Here is a 17,961-nt window from a genome sequence, read left to right on the forward strand (position 1 = left end):
CTAAAAAGAAAATTAACGCTAAACGATAGGTCTACGGCGATAGAATAACAGCCCTGGCACAGCTAAGCCAACCGCCAACCCTGCGATAATGAACATCGATTTTAAAAAGTTCTCCATCAACATTGCCAACAACTCAGGCGTGTAGCCTGCCCTGTTAATCTCCACCATCGCAATCATCGCCTTGAAGGCGAACACACCTGGCACCATAGGAATTAGAGCTGCAACCGTAAACACCTTCGGATGTGCTAACAGTTTATGTGACCAATGAACCCCTATCATACCAACCACGGTTGCGGCGAAGAACGTCGCCCATTCGATTGGAATACCAAAGTGCATCATCAGATACCGGCTACCATGACCGATAGAACCACCGAGTGCACAATAAATTAAAGCACGTTGCGGAACGTTAAACACCAATGCAAACCCAACCGCAGGAATAGCGGCGAAAAACATATCGTTGAGCAGACCTAAAAACAGTTCGAAAATACTCATTAGCTTGCCCACCCCCAAACATCTGATAGACTCATCGCCGCGACAATGCCCAAGCTCGTCGCCAGAGTTAATAAGCTGGCCATGGTAAAGCGCGCTAACCCCATATTAATATGGCCTTTAAGCATATCAGCGACGGAGTTAATCAGAGGAAAACCAGGTACTAACATTAATACAGATGAAGCCATCACGATCGTGGGTTGGCCGCCAATATTGTAAAGTACGGCTTGAGCTGAAATGGTCGTGGTAACGAATGCTGTGATAGCAAAGTTTAATAGCGGATTGAAATGGCGGTGCCCAATCTCTTGCCTGACGATCATACCGCAAGCTGAAGCAATAAAAGTCATCATGAAGACTTGCCAGTCTCCGCCCGCAAGGTGGCTAAAAGAGGCGCACGACAACCCTATCATCACAACCACTAACCAACGGTTGTAGCGCTCGGGGCTGATGTTTTGAATCTTTTTATACGCCAAATCATAATCGAGAATTCCCTTCTCCATCATGATGCAAATGCGTTGAATGTCGGTGATAACCTGCATGTTAATGCCACGATCAGCACAACTTCGAGTAGTGGTAATACAGTGATCATCCATTACGGTAGTTACAACAAGCGCATTGGCTGACAGTGCGACTTCAACCTCATTCACCCCACAAGCAATACCGATGCGACGCATGATATCGCCGACCAGTGTGCTCTCTGCCCCGTGCGCCAATAACATTTGTCCTGATTGAGCGACGAGTCTTGAGATCGCTCTTTGCTTTGATGCCATGATTTCCTTCCCATAGGCGTTAATTATCTAAAGATAAATTTTGCATAAAAAACAGTAAGACGTCATGATTTAGATACAAAAAAACCGCAATTTTCATTGCGGTTTAATAAAACTATCAGTGTACTTGTAAGAAGCGACCGATGCGTTATGAGAAACTAAGAGGATTAGTCACGAACATAGATAACATGGCCGTCATCCTCTTCGTCATCCCAATCGTCCCAATCGTCGTCATCTTCAGTAACGACATTCTTACCGCTCATCGCATCTTTATGGTAGTCATCCCACATAAAGTCTACTTTTTCTTCTTCTTCAACTTCTACAACTTCACGAGGTAGGTTTTCCATAAACTCACCTAGTTTGAAGCAAAGATCTTTGGTGCCGATTTTATTCACAGCAGAGATCTTGAAGTACTCGCCTTCCCAGCCCAAAGCATCGATGATTTCTTGAATCTTTTCGTCTGCTTCGTCTTCTGGCATTAGGTCAACTTTATTGAACACTAACCAGCGAGGTTTTTGTGAAACTTTTTCACTGTATTGCTCAAGCTCATCGATGATCGTTAGTGCATTCTGAATAGGATCAGATTGATCGATCGGCATAATGTCGATCATATGCAGAAGAACACGACAACGCTCAAGGTGCTTAAGGAATCGGATACCAAGGCCAGCGCCATCAGCTGCGCCTTCGATTAGTCCTGGGATATCGGCAACAACGAAGCTCTTTTCAGGGACAACACTTACCACACCCAAGCTTGGGATCAAAGTAGTGAACGGGTAATCAGCCACTTTTGGTTTCGCAGCAGATACTGAACGAATAAAAGTAGATTTACCTGCGTTTGGTAGGCCAAGCATACCAACGTCAGCTAATAGAAGAAGCTCTAAACGCAGTTCACGAACTTCGCCTTTAGTACCCATTGTCTTTTGACGAGGAGCGCGGTTAACAGACGATTTAAAACGCGTGTTACCAAGACCGTGCCAACCACCTTTACCAACCATTACTTTCTTGCCGTGTTCAGCAACTTCAGCAACGATTTCGTTGGTGTGGATATCAACTGCACGCGTACCAACTGGTACTTTCAGCGTAATGTCTTTACCACGTTTACCAGTACAGTTACCGCCGCGACCATTCTCGCCACGCTCTGCATTGTAAAAACGTTGGAAACGGTAATCGATCAGTGTGTTTAAGTTCTCATCCGCTTGGATGTAAACATCACCGCCGTCACCACCGTCGCCGCCATCAGGACCACCTTTAGCGACGAATTTTTCGCGCCAAAAGCTAACTGTACCATTACCGCCATCACCGGCTTCTATTTTTACTACCGCTTCATCAACGAATTTCATTTTTTAACTCCGCACTTACGTTGCGTTACCACTCATCAAGGAGTGATATAAATTCTAGCAGATCCGTGTTTAGATCGATCACCTAAGATCTAGGCCGACCTGCAACCAAGGAACAAATAAGGAGAGGTTCTTTGCTTCTTATTTCTTAAAAACAAACGGCTTCTTAAAAACTAATCTGTTTATCAAAAAATAAAACGGCTTCTCAAAACCAAAACAAGAGCGTCTGCTTTTTTATTCTTGCTATAAATAAAAAACCCTGCCGAATCGGCAGGGCTTTTGAATTCAGCTTGAAAGCTAATAAAATAATCTAGTTAAAGATTAAATTACTCAGCTTCGATGCTTACAAACTTACGGTTTTTAGGACCTTTAACAGCAAATTTCACTTTACCTTCAGTAAGAGCGAAAAGAGTGTGGTCTTTACCGATGCCAACGTTTGTGCCAGCGTGGAACTTAGTACCACGTTGACGAACGATGATGTTACCTGCAAGAACAGATTCACCACCAAAACGCTTAACACCAAGACGTTTGCTTTCTGAATCGCGGCCGTTATTAGTAGAACCGCCAGCTTTTTTATGTGCCATTGTTAAACTCTCCTAATACTTAAGCGTTAATGCCAGTGATTTTCACTTCAGTGAACCACTGACGGTGACCAGCTTGCTTACGCGAGTGCTTACGACGACGGAACTTAACGATTTTTACTTTATCGCCACGACCGTGTTGTACTACTTCTGCAGTAACCTTGCCACCTTCAACAAGAGGTGCACCAACAGCGATTTCTTCGCCGTTAGCAACAAGAAGAACTTTATCAAATTCAACAGTTGCACCAGTTTCAACGTCTAATTTCTCTAAACGAAGTGTTTGACCTTCGCTTACTCGGTGTTGTTTGCCACCAGATTGGAAAACAGCGTACATATTTTACTCCGCTTTTTCCGCACAGCCTATGGTTGTTAATTGTACAACTCGGGTGTGCGCTAAACTAATCAATAGGGCGCAGATTCTACGGGAATCATGGCGCTATGACAAGCCATATTTTTAAAAAATTGGCGAAAACCTGTTCGCCAAAGAAAAGTGTGGCAATCATGCCCTTTAGCGATGTATTAATCAACGTTTTTTAGTGTATTATTCAACAATTGAATACAACGTATAAGCCTTACAGGGTCTAACTTCAGCCGGATGAACAATGGATTTTAAAGCTATCCAAACGCTTACTGCCAATGATATGGCAAAAGTGAATGAAACAATTCAAGCCCAACTTAATTCTGACGTAAGTTTAATCAACCAGCTTGGTTTTTATATCGTTAGCGGTGGTGGAAAGCGCCTACGCCCTTTGCTTGCTCTTTTATCTGCCCGCGCACTTGGTTACCAAGGTGAAGCTCATATCACCTCTGCAGCCTTTATCGAGTTTATTCACACCGCAACCCTGCTTCATGACGACGTTGTCGACGAATCGGACATGAGACGTGGTAAAGCGACGGCCAATGCCGCTTTTGGTAATGCCGCTAGCGTTTTGGTGGGTGACTTTATCTACACACGCTCATTCCAAATGATGACAACGCTAGGATCCTTAAAGATCCTTGAGTTAATGAGTGAAGCGGTAAACGTGATTGCCGAGGGTGAAGTTCAACAATTAATGAACTGCAATAACCCAGACACCACAGAAGAAAGCTACATGCAGGTGATCTACTCTAAGACTGCTCGTTTGTTCGAAGCTGCGACCCAAATCGGCGCGATTCTTACTGAGTCATCACCAGAGATCGAAACAGCAATGCAGAACTATGGTAAATACCTAGGCACCGCATTCCAACTGATTGACGATGTGATGGATTACACTGCAGATGGTAAAGAGATGGGTAAAAACGTTGGTGACGATCTTGCCGAAGGCAAACCAACGCTTCCTCTACTTTACGCAATGCATAATGGCTCTCCTGAACAAGCAAGCATGATTCGTGAAGCGATTGAGAAAGCGAACGGCATGGAACGTCTTGACGACATTATGGCTGTAATGAAAGAGACAGGCTCTTTAGAGTACACAACAAATAAAGCCTACGAAGAGGCCGATAAAGCCATCGCTGAGCTTTCTGTACTTCCTGACTCTGAATATAAGCAAGCGCTAGCCACGCTCGCACACTTAGCTGTTAAACGCAGTAAGTAAGCAGGTTAATAGACAACTCGCTTCTAGCTTCTAGCTTCTAGCTTCTAGCTTCTATATAAATAACAAAAAGAGCCTCAGGGCTCTTTTTTTTGGTTTTCAACAAATATTTGTAGGTGAGCCAAGGTTCAATATCGGCTCGCTTCTAATGATAGTGGCAGTTGAGCTTCAATTTCTTCAAGCTCTTCCATTGGCACTGCGTATTGCTCATGCCCGTTGTAAGTCTCTACCAAGGCATACTGCTCTTGCTCATCAATTACCAATACTTTTCCTAAGTGCCCCAAATATTCGACATTCATACCCTTCTGAACAGTAGCCATAACATTTACCTTCACCTTGGTTGTGGAGGTGTATACGAGTAGCTTGAACTTCAGGATCAAAAAAGCCGATCATAATGACCGGCCCTTATTAATTAGCTTTAGGCTGAGTTAAATAGCGTCTCGCTTATTTAGCGAATTCAACACCAATCTCGATGTCGCCATTTAGCGTCTCAAGCATGCTATCTAAAGCGTTACGTTCGAAGTCACTCAGCTCACCGTAGCTAAGGATCGCTTCAGCGCCCTCTTTGCCTAGTTTAACTGGCTGTGCGAAGAATGGAGCGTGCTCGCCTTCACCTTCAACGTATGCACATTCAATCACGTTTTCTTCACCTTGAAGTGCTTTAACTAGTGCAAGACCGAAACGACAAGCCGCTTGACCCATAGACAGTGTCGCACTGCCGCCGCCAGCTTTAGCTTCTACTACTTCTGTACCTGCATTTTGGATGCGAGTCGTTAGTGCTGCGATTTCCTCGTCAGTGAACTCTACACCTTCAACTTGAGAAAGTAGAGGAAGAATCGTTACGCCTGAGTGGCCACCGATAACAGGAACACGGATGTCGCCTGGATCTTTGTCTTTTAGTTCAGCAACGAACGTTTCAGAACGAATCACATCAAGAGTCGTAATACCGAATAGACGACGCTTGTCGTAAACGCCCGCTTTCTTCAGTACTTCAGCCGCGATTGGCACTGTTGTGTTTACTGGGTTCGTGATGATACCAACACAAGCAGTCGGACAAGTAACTGCGATTTTCTCTGCAAGAGACTTAACAATGCCAGCGTTCACATTGAAAAGATCCGCACGATCCATACCAGGCTTACGAGCAACACCCGCTGAAATAAGTACAACATCCGCACCTTCTAGTGCTGGTGTTGGATCTTCACCCGCGTAACCTTTGATCGAAACAGGCGTTGGGATATGGCTAAGATCGGCAGCAACACCCGGTGTTACCGGAGCGATGTCGTAAAGTGCAAGATCTGAACCAGCAGGTAGGCGGTTCTTAAGTAGTAGGGCTAGGGCTTGACCGATGCCACCAGCGGCACCAATAACAGCTACTTTCATTGTTATTCTCCTTGAGAGCTTTCTCTTATAGATTCTTTGTAGGGTAATTCTTGAGCTAAATCTAAGTTAAAAAACTATATTAATCACAAAGTGATTACAATCAATTAACGCTAGCTTTGCGACTTCGCGCAAGTCAATAAAACCGTGCTACACAGCAAGTTCGCATTATGGCGATAATCGACTGAAATAACAAAATAAGTCGTCGCAAATAACACATTATTCTATTAAATATTTACAGTGATATGACTAACAAATTACAGGGATGTTTTGGCTAAAATTGAATATGTATGCGAGAATATGCAAACATCTTTGTTAATGAATAAGAATGACATATGCGCAATACAGAAAAGCAAGACAACTTAGTTCGTGCATTTAAAGCCTTACTAAAAGAAGAACGTTTTGGCTCACAAGGCGAAATTGTTGATGCTCTAAAACACGAAGGTTTTGAAAGCATCAACCAGTCTAAAGTCTCGCGTATGTTAACCAAGTTTGGTGCCGTTCGAACTCGTAACGCAAAAATGGAGATGGTTTACTGTCTTCCTGCTGAGCTTGGTGTTCCGACCGTTTCTAGCTCTCTAAGAGAACTAGTACTAGATATTGACCACAACAATGCATTGGTGGTGATACACACAGGTCCTGGTGCGGCGCAGCTGATTGCTCGTTTATTAGACTCACTAGGTAAGTCGGAAGGTATACTGGGCGTAGTCGCAGGTGATGATACTATCTTCATTACCCCAACGTTATCGGTTACCACTAAGCAACTGTTTGATTCAGTGTGTGAACTGTTTGAATACGCAGGATAATTGATCGCTGTTTCATAACTATCAGCCTTATTAATGGATCACGAGTATCTATTTGCTTCGTGATCCAAATCACATCCTAGAATATCCATACCTCCCTTCCAAAATCACACTAAACCATTGATTTTAAAAACTCAGTAGCAAATCAAACACGAGATCAAGACATCATTTGTTAGATTTTTTAGCTATATCTTTTAACATTCGAGTAATTTTCTGCCAATTTTTGATATTATTCAGCCACTTTTTCATCACATGGATTGAAAAAGGTGCCGTTTCCAAATAGGAAACTCCTGAAGCAACTACACTTGTTTCAGGGTTAATAATGAATAAAGGAAGGGAAATTCATGGCATTTACCAAACTTATTAAAGTTGGTGCTATTGCAGCTGCTGTAATGGGCGCTGGCGCTGTTAACGCTCAAGAGTTCATCACGATTGGTACTGGTTCAGTTACGGGTGTTTACTACCCAACTGGTGGTGCGATTTGTAAGCTAGTGAACAAGGGCCGCAAAGACCACAACATTCGTTGTTCTGTAGAGTCTACTGGTGGTTCAATCTACAACGTTAACACCATCCGTGCTGGTGAACTAGATTTCGGTGTTGTTCAATCGGACTGGCAATACCACGGCTACAACGGTACAAGTAAGTTCAAAGATCAGGGCGAATACAAGAAACTTCGCGCGATGTTCTCTCTACATACAGAACCGTTCAACATCATCGCTCGTACTGATGCTGGCATCAACAATGTGTCTGACCTAGCAGGTAAGCGTGTAAACATTGGTAACCCAGGTTCTGGTGACCGTGCAACGATGGGTGTTGTAATGGACGCTATGGGCTGGACTAACGACAGCTTCAAGCTTGCTTCTGAACTTAAAGGTTCTGAGCGTTCACAAGCACTTTGTGATAACAAGATTGATGCATTCATCTACATGGTTGGTCACCCGAACGGATCAATCAAAGAAGCAACAACGTCTTGTGATGCAAAACTGGTTTCAGCAACAGGTCCACAGATCGACAAGATCGTAGCTGAAAACCCATACTACGCTTACAGCACAGTTCCTGCTGGTATGTACCGTGGTACTGACGCTGACGTAAACAGCTTCGGTGTTGCAGCTACTATGGTAACAACTTCAGACGTTTCTGAAGAAGTTGCATACAACGTTGCTAAGGCAGTATTTGAAAACTTTGACACTTTCAAACGCCTACACCCAGCATTTGCTAACCTGAAAAAAGAAGACATGGTTAAAGCGGGTATCTCTATCCCTCTTCACCCAGGCGCAGCAAAATACTACAAAGAAGTGGGCCTTCTAAAGTAACTCTACTTTAAGCCTACTACACCAATAAGGAGGCTAGCCCTCCTTATTGGCTTTTCACGTTTTATAAAAATAATTTAAGTGAAAAGAACAGCCCTTTAAGTTTCTCCAATTTGGAGGACTTACCTTCGTATCAAGCCTAAGACAAAGACGAACAAAAAACGCATTTCCCTATCCATTCACTACACTAGATAGGAAATAAATAACGTTTGGTTGTTCGTAAGAAAAGGCAGACCATCAATAATAAGGATAAAGTACATGACGCAGACAACATCACCGTCTCCAGATGTGCAAGAAATGGTGGCACAATCAGATACTGGTGCGCGTAGCCCTCGTGGTATCCAAGGCCGTATTTTATGGTTTGTGCCTCTATGTTGGTCACTGTTCCAACTTTGGTATGCATCTCCGCTGCCGTTCATTTTTAACTTCGCAATTTTAAACGACACTGAAGCTCGAGCAATTCACCTTACGTTTGCTATTTTCCTAGCCTTTACCGCTTATCCAGCCATGAAGAATTCGCCTAGGGATCGCATCCCCGCAGTCGATTGGATATTAGCGCTTGTAGGTAGCTTTTCAGCTTCTTATATCTATATTTTCTATACTGAACTCGCTGAGCGATCGGGCGCACCAACAACATTCGATATTGTTGCGGCTGTATTCGGTATGGTTTTACTGCTTGAAGCAACACGACGCGCTTTGGGTCCACCTCTTATGGTTGTGGCAGCAGTATTCCTACTTTATACCTTTGGCGGCCCTCACATGCCGGACGTTATTGCCCACAAAGGTGCGAGCCTGAACAAGGCAATGTCGCATCTGTGGCTAACAACTGAAGGTGTATTCGGTGTGGCACTTGGCGTATCAACGTCATTCGTATTCTTGTTCGTACTGTTTGGTGCAATGCTAGAACGTGCTGGCGCCGGTGCTTACTTTATTAAAGTTGCATTCTCACTGCTTGGTCACATGAAAGGCGGCCCAGCGAAAGCAGCCGTTGTCGCATCAGGTCTGTCTGGTTTGGTATCAGGTTCATCTATCGCAAACGTGGTAACCACGGGTACCTTTACTATCCCGCTAATGAAGCGTGTTGGTTTCCCGGGCACTAAAGCAGGCGCAGTAGAAGTCGCGGCTTCAACCAATGGTCAATTAACACCACCTATCATGGGTGCAGCAGCCTTCTTGATGGTTGAGTATGTGGGCATTTCGTATGTAGAAGTAATCAAAGCCGCGCTACTGCCCGCTCTGATCTCTTACATCGCTCTGATTTACATTGTTCATCTAGAAGCATGTAAAGCAGGTATGACTGGCCTACCTCGTCGCCACACACCAACTATCGTACAAAGCTTACTGTCTTTCACGGGTACCATTTTAGGTCTGTGTGTTATCAGTGCCGCAGTTTACTACGGTGTCGGTTGGACGAAAGATGTCTTTGGCGATGCGGCAACACCAATCGTAACGGTGGCTCTATTAGTCGCTTATGTCGCTCTGGTTCGTGTATCAGCAAAATACGCAGCTGAAGGCGGCATGGAAATCGATGCGGATCTCAAAGAAGTTCCGGATCCAGGTCCAACAATTAAGTCTGGCCTGCACTTCCTATTGCCTATCGTGGTGCTTGTTTGGTGTTTAACAGTTGAACGTTTCTCTCCGGGTCTGTCGGCATTCTGGGCGACCGTGTTCATGATCTTCATTCTGATCACTCAGCGTCCGTTAATGACTCTGATGAACAAATCAGACGATCTTGCAGAGCAAACTAAAGCTGGCTTCGTTGATCTCGCAGAGAGCTTGGTTTCAGGCGCACGTAACATGATTGGTATCGGTGTCGCGACAGCGGCTGCAGGTACGGTTGTAGGCGTGGTGACTCTAACGGGTATCGGTCTAGTAATGACGGACTTCGTTGAGTTTATCTCAGGCGGTAGCATCATTCTTATGTTGCTATTCACTGCAGTAATCAGCTTGATATTAGGTATGGGCTTGCCAACAACGGCGAACTACATCGTTGTATCAACGCTGATGGCTCCGGTAATCGTGACCCTAGGCGCTGCGCACGGCTTGATCATTCCATTGATTGCGGTTCACTTATTCGTGTTCTACTTCGGTATTCTTGCGGATGATACACCTCCGGTAGGTCTCGCGGCGTTTGCAGCAGCGGCAATTGCGAAATCAGATCCGATTCGTACTGGTATCCAAGGCTTCACCTATGATATCCGTACCGCAATTCTACCTTTCATGTTCATCTTCAATACTCAACTACTACTGATGGGCATTGATTCTTGGTGGCACTTAGCACTAACGATTTTCTCATCTGTGACTGCGGTACTTATCTTCGCAGCTGCAACACAAGGTTGGTGGTTCACCAAGAACAAGTGGTGGGAAACGGTGCTGCTTATTGCATTAACCTTCACTTTCTTCCGCCCTGGCTTCTGGTGGGACATGATTTACCCAGAGAAAGTTCTTTCACCTGGAGTTGAGATTGCTCAAATCACGGAAAAGCTGGATGTGGGACAATCACTTGAACTTAGAGTGGGTGGCGAAAACTTAGAAGGTGACTATTCTGAAAAGACAGTTCGCCTGCCGTTTGAAGATTCTGCGACCTCAAGTGAAGATCGTATTGCCTCTATGGGTCTAATGCTGACTGAATCAGAAGGCAAGATGATTGTTGATATGGTTGAGTTCGGTAGCCCAGCAGAAGCGGCTGGTATTGATTTCGATTGGGAAATCAAATCCGTTATCCAAGATGCAGATCGACCAATGAAAGAGTGGGTATTCTTACCAGCTCTGATCATTTTGATTGGTTTAGCGATGAACCAAAGAAGACGTGCTCGTAAGGATGAGATTAGCGCGTAATGGATAAGGCTGAGTAGTGCTTAGCGCTATTTGGCTTTATTACATGGAAAGGATAATTACAGTGCTAAGTGAAAGCTTAGCGCTGATTAAAAAGAGACGAATACATGTATAAACAAATCCTTGTTCCTGTTGATCTTAATGACAAAGGCTTTTCTGATAAGGCAGTCGAACTGGCGGTATGGCACGCAAAACACAGCAATGCTGAAATCCACATTCTGAACGTACTACCAGGCATTCACATGTCGATGGTGGCGTCTTACTTCCCGAAAGATGCAGCGAACCAAATGAAGCTTGATGTTAAAAATCAGCTCAAAGAGTTTGCCGACAAACACATCGACGATGAAGTGGTTTACAAAGTTCATGTTGCTGAGGGTAAAACCTACGCGACGATTCTTGATTACGCAGAAAAGCTTGGCGCCGACCTTATCGTGATGCCTAGCCATAAGCGTTCAAAAATCGACAAAGTTGTGCTTGGTTCTGTTGCAAGCAAAGTGGTACAGAACTCACCAATCAATGTATTGGTAGTTAAGCCGCAAGGCTAAATCACTTAATCGACACAACGATCTAAAAAGGTTGGCCTAAAAGCCAACCTTTTTGTTTTTCGTTCACGCAATTTAATTCTTCAATCAACTCACTAAGTTCTGCGGATTACCCGCAACAAACCCATCAATATTGTCGATTAAGATATCAGACAGCTTTTGAATTGAACTGTCACTGCCCCACGCAACATGAGGTGTCAGCAATAAGTTAGGTAGGTGACTGTTGGCCAATAGTGGGTTCGAATTGTCTGCAGGCTCTTGTGTGAACACGTCCATGCCCGCGCCTGCGATTTCATTACTTTTCAAAGCCTCAACTAGGGCTTGCTCATCGACAAGTCCACCACGGCCAGCATTAATTAACACCGCACTTGGTTTCATCATTGCTAGCTCTCGCTGTGAAATCAGATTACGGGTCGCTTCAGTCAATGGACAATGCAAGCTGATCGCATCGGCTTGCTGCAACACTGTATCAAAAGGCAGATACCCCTCTCGACAAGACTCCGCCCCTTTTCGCTCAGCAAAAATCACCTTCATACCTATCGCTTTAGCCAGTATCGCAGTCGCTTGGCCTAAGCTGCCACTACCGATTAAGCCCAGTGTGCTGCCTGCAATATCTTGAATCGGATGTGTAAAAAAACAGAACTGCTTGTCCTTTTGCCACTCCCCGACTTCAATGTCTTGATGATAACCAACAAGGTTTCGTTTTAGCGTAAACAGCATAGCAATCACATGTTCAGGAACCGATTGAGTCGCATAACCTTGTACGTTTGTCACTGCAATGTTTTTAGATTTGCAGTATTCCACATCGACATTATTGACACCGGTCGCTGAAACCGCGATCAACTTGAGTTTTTTCGCACCAGCGAGATTCGACTCATTGAGCACTACCTTGTTAGTGATCACCACATCAGCTTCTTCAACTCGCTCTGATACTTGCTCAGGAGCTGTGAAATCATACTCTACCCATTCATGCTCAAAGCTCAGAGGCTTTAAATGAATTTGAGATGGGATAGTCGCTCTATCGAGAAACACAACATTCAGCGTTGGCATTCTTCTTCCTTGGTTAGATCTATGAATCAGTCCATTCTAAGCTTTTAGCTTACTGTAGTCTGGAAGCTCAAGCGCAATTTCAAAGTGCTGTTCGATTTGTGGCGATGCTTGAGGATAAAACTCACACGGAACAAAGGCTTTAAACAACTGATTATTCGCTGGATGATAAAAGCTCAGCTCACACGCATGCAAAGCCAACCTATCACTGTATTCAAATGCTTCTGATGTTGCGTAAAACTCATCGCCCACAATCGGTGCGCCTATTTCCATGCAATGCACTCTCAATTGGTGAGAACGCCCGGTAATTGGCAGTAACTTAAGTAAAGTCGTTTGGAGTTCTTGCTGTTCTACCACATAACGAGTCTGTGATGATTTACCATCCTCGAAACACACTTTTTGCTTCGGCCGGTTTGGCCAATCGCAAATAAGAGGGAGGTCAATCAAACCTTCAGCTTCTTCTACTGAACCCCATACTCGGGCGTAATAGAGTTTGTGTGTCAGTCGATATTGAAATTGCTTCTTCAAATGACGCTCAGCTTGTTTGTGTTTAGCGAGCAGCATCAAGCCCGATGTCGACATGTCTAATCGATGCACGACTTGAATCTCTGGAAATTCGACAACCAAGCGACTCCACATACTGTCGTAATGCTCAGGTAACCTACCCGGAACAGAAAGCAGGCCTGCAGGCTTGTTCACCACAAGAATATCGTCATCTTGATAAACAATATCAATCCACGGTTCACGTGGTGGTGTGTACTGTTCTAACGCCATTGAAGCCTCTTAATTGCTAGTGAACAAATAATTCACGGTTGATTCGTTTATAAATAAATACAATTTTCAATATTTTCGTACATAAAAGTTGACGGCTTTACAAAACATGGTATTGATAGGGTAACAGATAATAAGAAGTCAGCATCAAAGGAAAAACGATGGACAGTACGGTTAAAACCACCAACACAAAAACACCAACCTCAGCTCCCCTATCAAGTTTAATTAAGTCTCTTGGCCCAGGCATTATGATGGCCGCAGCGGCTGTAGGTGGTTCTCACTTAGTCGCCTCAACCAAGGCGGGTGCGATTTATGGTTGGCAGCTTGCCGCTCTCATTATCCTCGTTAACGTATTTAAATATCCATTCTTCAGAGCCGGCATCCAATACACGCTAGGAACGGGTCAAAGCTTGGTGGAAGGTTACTCTAACCTAGGCCGCCCATACCTTGTGATCTTTTCGATCTTGAGTGCCATATCTGCGGTCGTGAATACCGCTGCCCTGCTATTATTCAGTGCAAGCCTACTCAGTTACTTTGTTCCTTTCGATTTAGCCACTAGCACCTTGTGCATGATCGTTTTAGCGACCTGTTTGATCATTCTGTTTGCTGGCCATTATCGTGCTCTAGATACACTATCTAAAGCGATCATGGCGATCTTAACCATCACAACCTTAGCTGCAGTCGCCATTGCTATCGGCTCTCCAGTCGAACCTGATGCTGCTTTTGTTCCACCGTCGCCTTGGTCATTGGCTGCTATTGGTTTTATCGTGGTGACCATGGGTTGGATGCCTGCGCCTATCGAAATATCAAGCATCACCTCTATGTGGCTAAAAAGCCAAAAAGAGAAGCAGGAAGTGACCGCACAATCAGCGCTGTTCGACTTTAACGTTGGCTACATTGGTACGGCGCTGCTTGCTTTAGTATTCGTTGCGTTAGGCGCGCTAGTACTTCACGGTTCGGGAGTTGAACTGTCTCGCTCCGGTGTTGGCTTTACTCATCAATTGGTCGGCATCTACGCTTCGACAATTGGTGAATGGTCTCGCCCGTTAATCGCTCTTATCGCTTTCTTCTGTATCTTTGGTAGCACCATTACCGTTATCGATGGCTACTCACGCGTGCTTGCTGAATCACAACGTCTATTATTCAAAAAAGATTCAAGCCCAAGAATGCTGCAAGGCTGGATAATCATTGTCTCTATCGCGGCACTCGCGATTGTGATGTTCTTTAGCGCAGCACTGATGCCTATGCTCGATTTCGCAATGGTACTCGCGTTTGCAACAACGCCATTCTTCGCTCTGCTTAATTTCATCTTGGTCAACAAAGCTAAGCTTCCAGAAGCGCTAGCCATTGGCAGCAAACTAAAATGGTTGTCTGTAGCAGGTCTTGTTTACCTATTTGGTTTCCTAGCGGTATTTGTTTGGTGGAAGTGGTTAATGTAACCAGCTACTTGAATTGTTAATTAAGCTACAGATACAAATAAGGCCTTCATAATGAAGGCCTTATTTCGTTGAAGCATTTCGCTAATTCAAAACTAGTTGTGAGAAACCACAATCAAGCGTAATGAATCTAGCTGAACCTGAGCTTTGCTGATGTAACCGGTCAGTTCATTGATTTGAGCTTCGATTACCTCTAGCTCTTCATCACGAATATTAGGATTCACGGCTTTAAGCGCTTGTAGACGCTCTAATTCACCGTTCAGGTTAGTCTGCATATCTCGTTGAGCTTGTTCACGCACTTCTTCCACTTTAGGAAGTACGTGCGTCTCACCCGCTTCGATTAGCTTGTGAATTTCACCTTGTACCGAGTTAACTAGCTTGCTCGCTAGGTGACGGTTTACAGGGCTTAATTGACGGTTAAAGCTGTCGAACTCAACCTGAGCTGATAAGTCATTACCACGGCCATCCATCATCAAACGAATTGGCGTCTTAGGCAAGAACTGGCTGATACCACTGCGTTTCGGCGCTTGCGCATCCACAAGGTAAACCAGCTCAAGCAGGATAGTACCCACTGGCAGCGCTTTGTTTTTCAGTAGTGATACCGCTGATGCACCAACACCTTCACTCAGTAGCAGATCGATACCGCCCTGAATCATTGGGTGTTCCCAGCTAATGAAGTTCATGTCTTCACGAGAAAGCGCAGTATCACGATCAAACGTGATGGTTGCGCCTTCGTATGGTAAGCCTGGGTAGCTTGGCACCATCATGTGCTCAGACGGCGTTACAACCAGAGCATTCTCACCCTTGTCGTCTTGGTTCAAGCCAATCGTATCGAACAGGCTTAGTGCAAACGTTACTAGGTTAGTGTCGCCGTCAGTCGAGGCAATCTTCTCTGCAATTTCATGCGCTTTTTCGCCGCCGTTTGAGTGCATTTCTAATAGGCGATCACGGCCTTTTTCTAGATCTGATTTCAGGCTTTGATTTAGCTTGGCAGACTCTTCAATCACTTCATCAAGTTGCTCAGTGTTACCAGAAGCCAGCATCTCGATAAGAACATCTGAGTACTTATCGTAAACCGTGCGACCCGTTGGACAAGTTTCCGCAAATGCATTCAGACCTTCATCGAACCAACGCGCAAGGATCGCCTGTGATGTGCCTTTTAGGTAAGGAACATGAATGTCGATATCACGCAGCTGACCGATACGGTCCAAACGGCCAATACGTTGCTCAAGCAAGTCTGGGTTGAATGGAAGATCGAACATCACAAGTTGGTTAGCGAACTGGAAGTTACGACCTTCAGAGCCGATTTCACTACAGATAAGAACCTGAGCGCCGCCCTCTTCTTGAGCAAAGTAAGCCGCAGCTTTATCACGCTCTAGAATCGACATGCCTTCGTGAAATACGGTTGCACGCACACCTTCACGCTCACGCAGTGCTTGCTCTAATTGAAGAGCCGTACTTGCACGAGAGGCGATCACTAGGATTTTCTCGCTGCGCTTGTCTTGGATCTTTTCAATCAACCAGTTAACGCGTGAGTCGAACTGCCACCAGCTTGAATCTTCACCTTCAAACTCTTGGAAGATCTCTTCTGGATACAGCATCTTCATTGCACGAGCTTCGGGAGCCATTTTGCCACCGATCATGCCAGATACACGCATTGAGGTTGTGTACTGCGTTGGAATCTCCATCGGCAGTAGGTTTACATTACGCTTAGGGAAGCCTTTGATTGCAGCACGTGTGTTTCTGAAAAGAACACGGCCGGTACCATGGCGATCCATAAGGTTATCAATCAGTTCTTGGCGAGCTAACGCTTGCTCTTCTTCGCTGCTATCACCTTCAATCACACGGAACAGAGGCTCAACATCTTGCTCAGAAAGCAGTTCCGTAATCTGGTTCTTCGCGCTGTTTTCAAGCTTCACTCCAGAGAACAGAGCCGTTACTGCATCAGCAACCGGTGCGTATTGGTCTTCTTCTTCAACGAATGCTTCGTAATCGTAGAAGCGATCAGGATCAAGCAGACGCAGACGTGCAAAGTGGCTCTCACGACCAAGCTGTTCAGGCGTTGCTGTTAGTAGTAGCACACCAGACGTATTTTCCGCTAAGCCTTCAACCACTTGGTATTCACGGCTTGGTTTGTCTTGGCTCCACTCAAGGTGGTGCGCTTCATCGACAACCAACAAGTCCCACTCGCCTTCAAGTGCTTGCTCGTAGCGCTTACGGCTCTTACGTAGGAAGTCCAAAGAACACAGAACGTACTGCTGGGTATCAAACGGGTTGTCTGATTCAGCAAACGCTTCAATACAACGCTCTTCATCGAAGATAGAAAAATGCAGGTTGAAACGGCGCATCATCTCTACTAACCATTGGTGTTGTAGAGTTTCAGGAACCACAACCAGAATGCGTTCAGCACGGCCAGACAGCACCTGTTGGTGGATGATCATGCCCGCTTCGATGGTTTTACCTAGGCCCACTTCATCAGCCAGTAAAACGCGCGGAGCGTGACGACGACCCACTTCATGAGCGATGTATAGCTGATGAGGGATCAAGCCAGCACGCATACCACACAAGCCACGCATCGGGCTCTTGTGTTGTTGGTACTGGTTGCTTAGCGCACGGTAACGCAACACAAAGTTATCCATACGGTCGATTTGACCTGCGTATAGCTTATCTTGTGGCTTGTTAAAGCGGATCTGGTTGCTTAAGAAGATTTCACGCAGAGTGACTTCTGTTTCTTGGGTATCTTCGCGAGTACCTAAGTAGGTTAGCAGCCCTTTGTCTTCGATAACTTCTTCGACAGACAGAGACCAACCTTCTTGGCATTCGATGACATCGCCTACATTAAACGTTACTCGGGTTACGGGAGCATCAGTACGTGCATAAACACGGTTTTCTTCTGACGCTGCAAACATTAGTGTCACTGTGCGAGCATCCATTGCTACAACGGTACCTAAACCTAAATCGCTCTCCGTATCGCTTATCCAGCGTTGCCCCAAAGCAAATGTCATGAATCGACTACCTCAATCTTATAGTTGGAATTTGGTCTTCTTAACTGCAGTTTTAAACAAGAACATTATCGCTCCTGAACTAAAAATATA

Annotated in this window: 16 protein-coding genes; 6 read left to right on the top strand and 10 right to left on the bottom strand. The window is 45.0% G+C overall.

Annotated features, from left to right (window positions below; genetic code table 11):
• Positions 1-18: 18 nt before the first annotated feature.
• The 5 genes from AB4517_RS02805 to rplU all read right to left on the bottom strand — a co-directional run bounded on the left by AB4517_RS02805 (position 19) and on the right by rplU (position 3,508).
• The gene (locus AB4517_RS02805; protein WP_017062945.1) at positions 19-492 is read right to left on the bottom strand and encodes a threonine/serine exporter family protein; all 474 of its coding nucleotides are present in this window, start codon (positions 490-492) and stop codon (positions 19-21) included.
• Positions 492-1,259 carry a threonine/serine exporter ThrE family protein gene (locus AB4517_RS02810; RefSeq protein WP_017061378.1) on the bottom strand — a complete coding sequence of 256 codons (768 nt, stop codon included), beginning with the start codon at positions 1,257-1,259 and terminating at the stop codon, positions 492-494. The genes AB4517_RS02805 and AB4517_RS02810 overlap by 1 nt, the downstream gene beginning before the upstream one ends.
• A 164-nt stretch (positions 1,260-1,423) precedes the next feature.
• Positions 1,424-2,596, bottom strand: a complete 1,173-nt coding sequence (gene cgtA / locus AB4517_RS02815; RefSeq protein ID WP_017061377.1) for an Obg family GTPase CgtA — start codon at positions 2,594-2,596, stop codon at positions 1,424-1,426.
• Between the two features lie 323 nt (positions 2,597-2,919).
• Entirely contained in the window at positions 2,920-3,177 is a 258-nt protein-coding gene (rpmA, locus tag AB4517_RS02820; RefSeq protein ID WP_004735905.1) for a 50S ribosomal protein L27, read from the bottom strand.
• Between the two features lie 19 nt (positions 3,178-3,196).
• Positions 3,197-3,508 (bottom strand): 50S ribosomal protein L21, encoded by a 312-nt coding sequence (gene rplU, locus AB4517_RS02825; protein ID WP_004740823.1) that lies wholly within the window; start codon positions 3,506-3,508, stop codon positions 3,197-3,199.
• Between the two features lie 268 nt (positions 3,509-3,776).
• Here rplU and ispB point away from each other — a divergent pair, with 268 nt between their 5' ends.
• Positions 3,777-4,748 carry an octaprenyl diphosphate synthase gene (ispB, locus tag AB4517_RS02830; protein WP_372082789.1) on the top strand — a complete coding sequence of 324 codons (972 nt, stop codon included), beginning with the start codon at positions 3,777-3,779 and terminating at the stop codon, positions 4,746-4,748.
• Positions 4,749-4,873: 125 nt separating this feature from the next.
• Here the strand turns inward: ispB and AB4517_RS02835 are convergent, their stop codons facing one another.
• Together AB4517_RS02835 and mdh are read right to left on the bottom strand one after the other, a co-directional pair.
• A complete protein-coding gene (locus AB4517_RS02835) occupies positions 4,874-5,065 on the bottom strand; it encodes a hypothetical protein (protein ID WP_017061375.1) in 192 nt (63 codons plus the stop codon).
• Between the two features lie 124 nt (positions 5,066-5,189).
• Positions 5,190-6,125, bottom strand: coding sequence for a malate dehydrogenase (gene mdh / locus AB4517_RS02840; protein ID WP_009847834.1), 936 nt, complete (start codon positions 6,123-6,125; stop codon positions 5,190-5,192).
• 332 nt (positions 6,126-6,457) lie between these two features.
• On the opposite strand from mdh, the gene argR reads away from it, so the two are divergent.
• From argR to AB4517_RS02860, 4 genes are all read left to right on the top strand, one after another.
• Positions 6,458-6,928 carry a transcriptional regulator ArgR gene (gene argR, locus AB4517_RS02845; protein ID WP_004740827.1) on the top strand — a complete coding sequence of 157 codons (471 nt, stop codon included), beginning with the start codon at positions 6,458-6,460 and terminating at the stop codon, positions 6,926-6,928.
• Positions 6,929-7,269: 341 nt separating this feature from the next.
• Positions 7,270-8,238 (top strand): TAXI family TRAP transporter solute-binding subunit, encoded by a 969-nt coding sequence (locus AB4517_RS02850; protein ID WP_017061374.1) that lies wholly within the window; start codon positions 7,270-7,272, stop codon positions 8,236-8,238.
• 255 nt (positions 8,239-8,493) lie between these two features.
• Positions 8,494-11,073 (top strand): TRAP transporter permease, encoded by a 2,580-nt coding sequence (locus AB4517_RS02855; RefSeq protein ID WP_102428414.1) that lies wholly within the window; start codon positions 8,494-8,496, stop codon positions 11,071-11,073.
• Positions 11,074-11,177: 104 nt separating this feature from the next.
• A complete protein-coding gene (locus AB4517_RS02860; protein ID WP_004740830.1) occupies positions 11,178-11,615 on the top strand; it encodes a universal stress protein in 438 nt (145 codons plus the stop codon).
• Between the two features lie 84 nt (positions 11,616-11,699).
• On the opposite strand, the gene AB4517_RS02865 is transcribed toward AB4517_RS02860, so the two are convergent.
• On the bottom strand, positions 11,700-12,662 hold the full coding sequence (locus tag AB4517_RS02865) for a D-2-hydroxyacid dehydrogenase (RefSeq protein ID WP_372147863.1): 963 nt from the start codon (positions 12,660-12,662) through the stop codon (positions 11,700-11,702).
• Between the two features lie 36 nt (positions 12,663-12,698).
• Complete coding sequence (gene rluA, locus AB4517_RS02870) at positions 12,699-13,433, bottom strand: bifunctional tRNA pseudouridine(32) synthase/23S rRNA pseudouridine(746) synthase RluA (protein WP_017062951.1); 735 nt, start codon at positions 13,431-13,433, stop codon at positions 12,699-12,701.
• A gap of 158 nt (positions 13,434-13,591) precedes the next feature.
• On the opposite strand from rluA, the gene AB4517_RS02875 reads away from it, so the two are divergent.
• Positions 13,592-14,869 carry an NRAMP family divalent metal transporter gene (locus AB4517_RS02875; protein ID WP_017061369.1) on the top strand — a complete coding sequence of 426 codons (1,278 nt, stop codon included), beginning with the start codon at positions 13,592-13,594 and terminating at the stop codon, positions 14,867-14,869.
• A gap of 92 nt (positions 14,870-14,961) precedes the next feature.
• Here the strand turns inward: AB4517_RS02875 and rapA are convergent, their stop codons facing one another.
• Complete coding sequence (gene rapA / locus AB4517_RS02880) at positions 14,962-17,871, bottom strand: RNA polymerase-associated protein RapA (protein WP_372082786.1); 2,910 nt, start codon at positions 17,869-17,871, stop codon at positions 14,962-14,964.
• Between the last annotated feature and the right edge of the window lie 90 nt (positions 17,872-17,961).

The sequence above is a fragment of the Vibrio sp. 10N.222.52.C3 genome, from assembly GCF_041474195.1.
In the GTDB taxonomy this organism is placed as follows: Bacteria; Pseudomonadota; Gammaproteobacteria; order Enterobacterales; family Vibrionaceae; genus Vibrio; species Vibrio crassostreae_C.

Coding starts and splice junctions, on each gene's coding strand:
- rluA (WP_017062951.1), bottom strand. CDS start 13,433: ATGGCGTTAGAACAGTACACACCACCACGTGAACCGTGGATTGATATT.
- cgtA (WP_017061377.1), bottom strand. CDS start 2,596: ATGAAATTCGTTGATGAAGCGGTAGTAAAAATAGAAGCCGGTGATGGC.
- rapA (WP_372082786.1), bottom strand. CDS start 17,871: ATGACATTTGCTTTGGGGCAACGCTGGATAAGCGATACGGAGAGCGAT.
- AB4517_RS02835 (WP_017061375.1), bottom strand. CDS start 5,065: ATGGCTACTGTTCAGAAGGGTATGAATGTCGAATATTTGGGGCACTTA.
- argR (WP_004740827.1), top strand. CDS start 6,458: ATGCGCAATACAGAAAAGCAAGACAACTTAGTTCGTGCATTTAAAGCC.
- mdh (WP_009847834.1), bottom strand. CDS start 6,125: ATGAAAGTAGCTGTTATTGGTGCCGCTGGTGGCATCGGTCAAGCCCTA.
- AB4517_RS02850 (WP_017061374.1), top strand. CDS start 7,270: ATGGCATTTACCAAACTTATTAAAGTTGGTGCTATTGCAGCTGCTGTA.
- AB4517_RS02855 (WP_102428414.1), top strand. CDS start 8,494: ATGACGCAGACAACATCACCGTCTCCAGATGTGCAAGAAATGGTGGCA.
- AB4517_RS02860 (WP_004740830.1), top strand. CDS start 11,178: ATGTATAAACAAATCCTTGTTCCTGTTGATCTTAATGACAAAGGCTTT.
- AB4517_RS02875 (WP_017061369.1), top strand. CDS start 13,592: ATGGACAGTACGGTTAAAACCACCAACACAAAAACACCAACCTCAGCT.
- AB4517_RS02810 (WP_017061378.1), bottom strand. CDS start 1,259: ATGGCATCAAAGCAAAGAGCGATCTCAAGACTCGTCGCTCAATCAGGA.
- AB4517_RS02805 (WP_017062945.1), bottom strand. CDS start 492: ATGAGTATTTTCGAACTGTTTTTAGGTCTGCTCAACGATATGTTTTTC.
- AB4517_RS02865 (WP_372147863.1), bottom strand. CDS start 12,662: ATGCCAACGCTGAATGTTGTGTTTCTCGATAGAGCGACTATCCCATCT.
- rpmA (WP_004735905.1), bottom strand. CDS start 3,177: ATGGCACATAAAAAAGCTGGCGGTTCTACTAATAACGGCCGCGATTCA.
- ispB (WP_372082789.1), top strand. CDS start 3,777: ATGGATTTTAAAGCTATCCAAACGCTTACTGCCAATGATATGGCAAAA.
- rplU (WP_004740823.1), bottom strand. CDS start 3,508: ATGTACGCTGTTTTCCAATCTGGTGGCAAACAACACCGAGTAAGCGAA.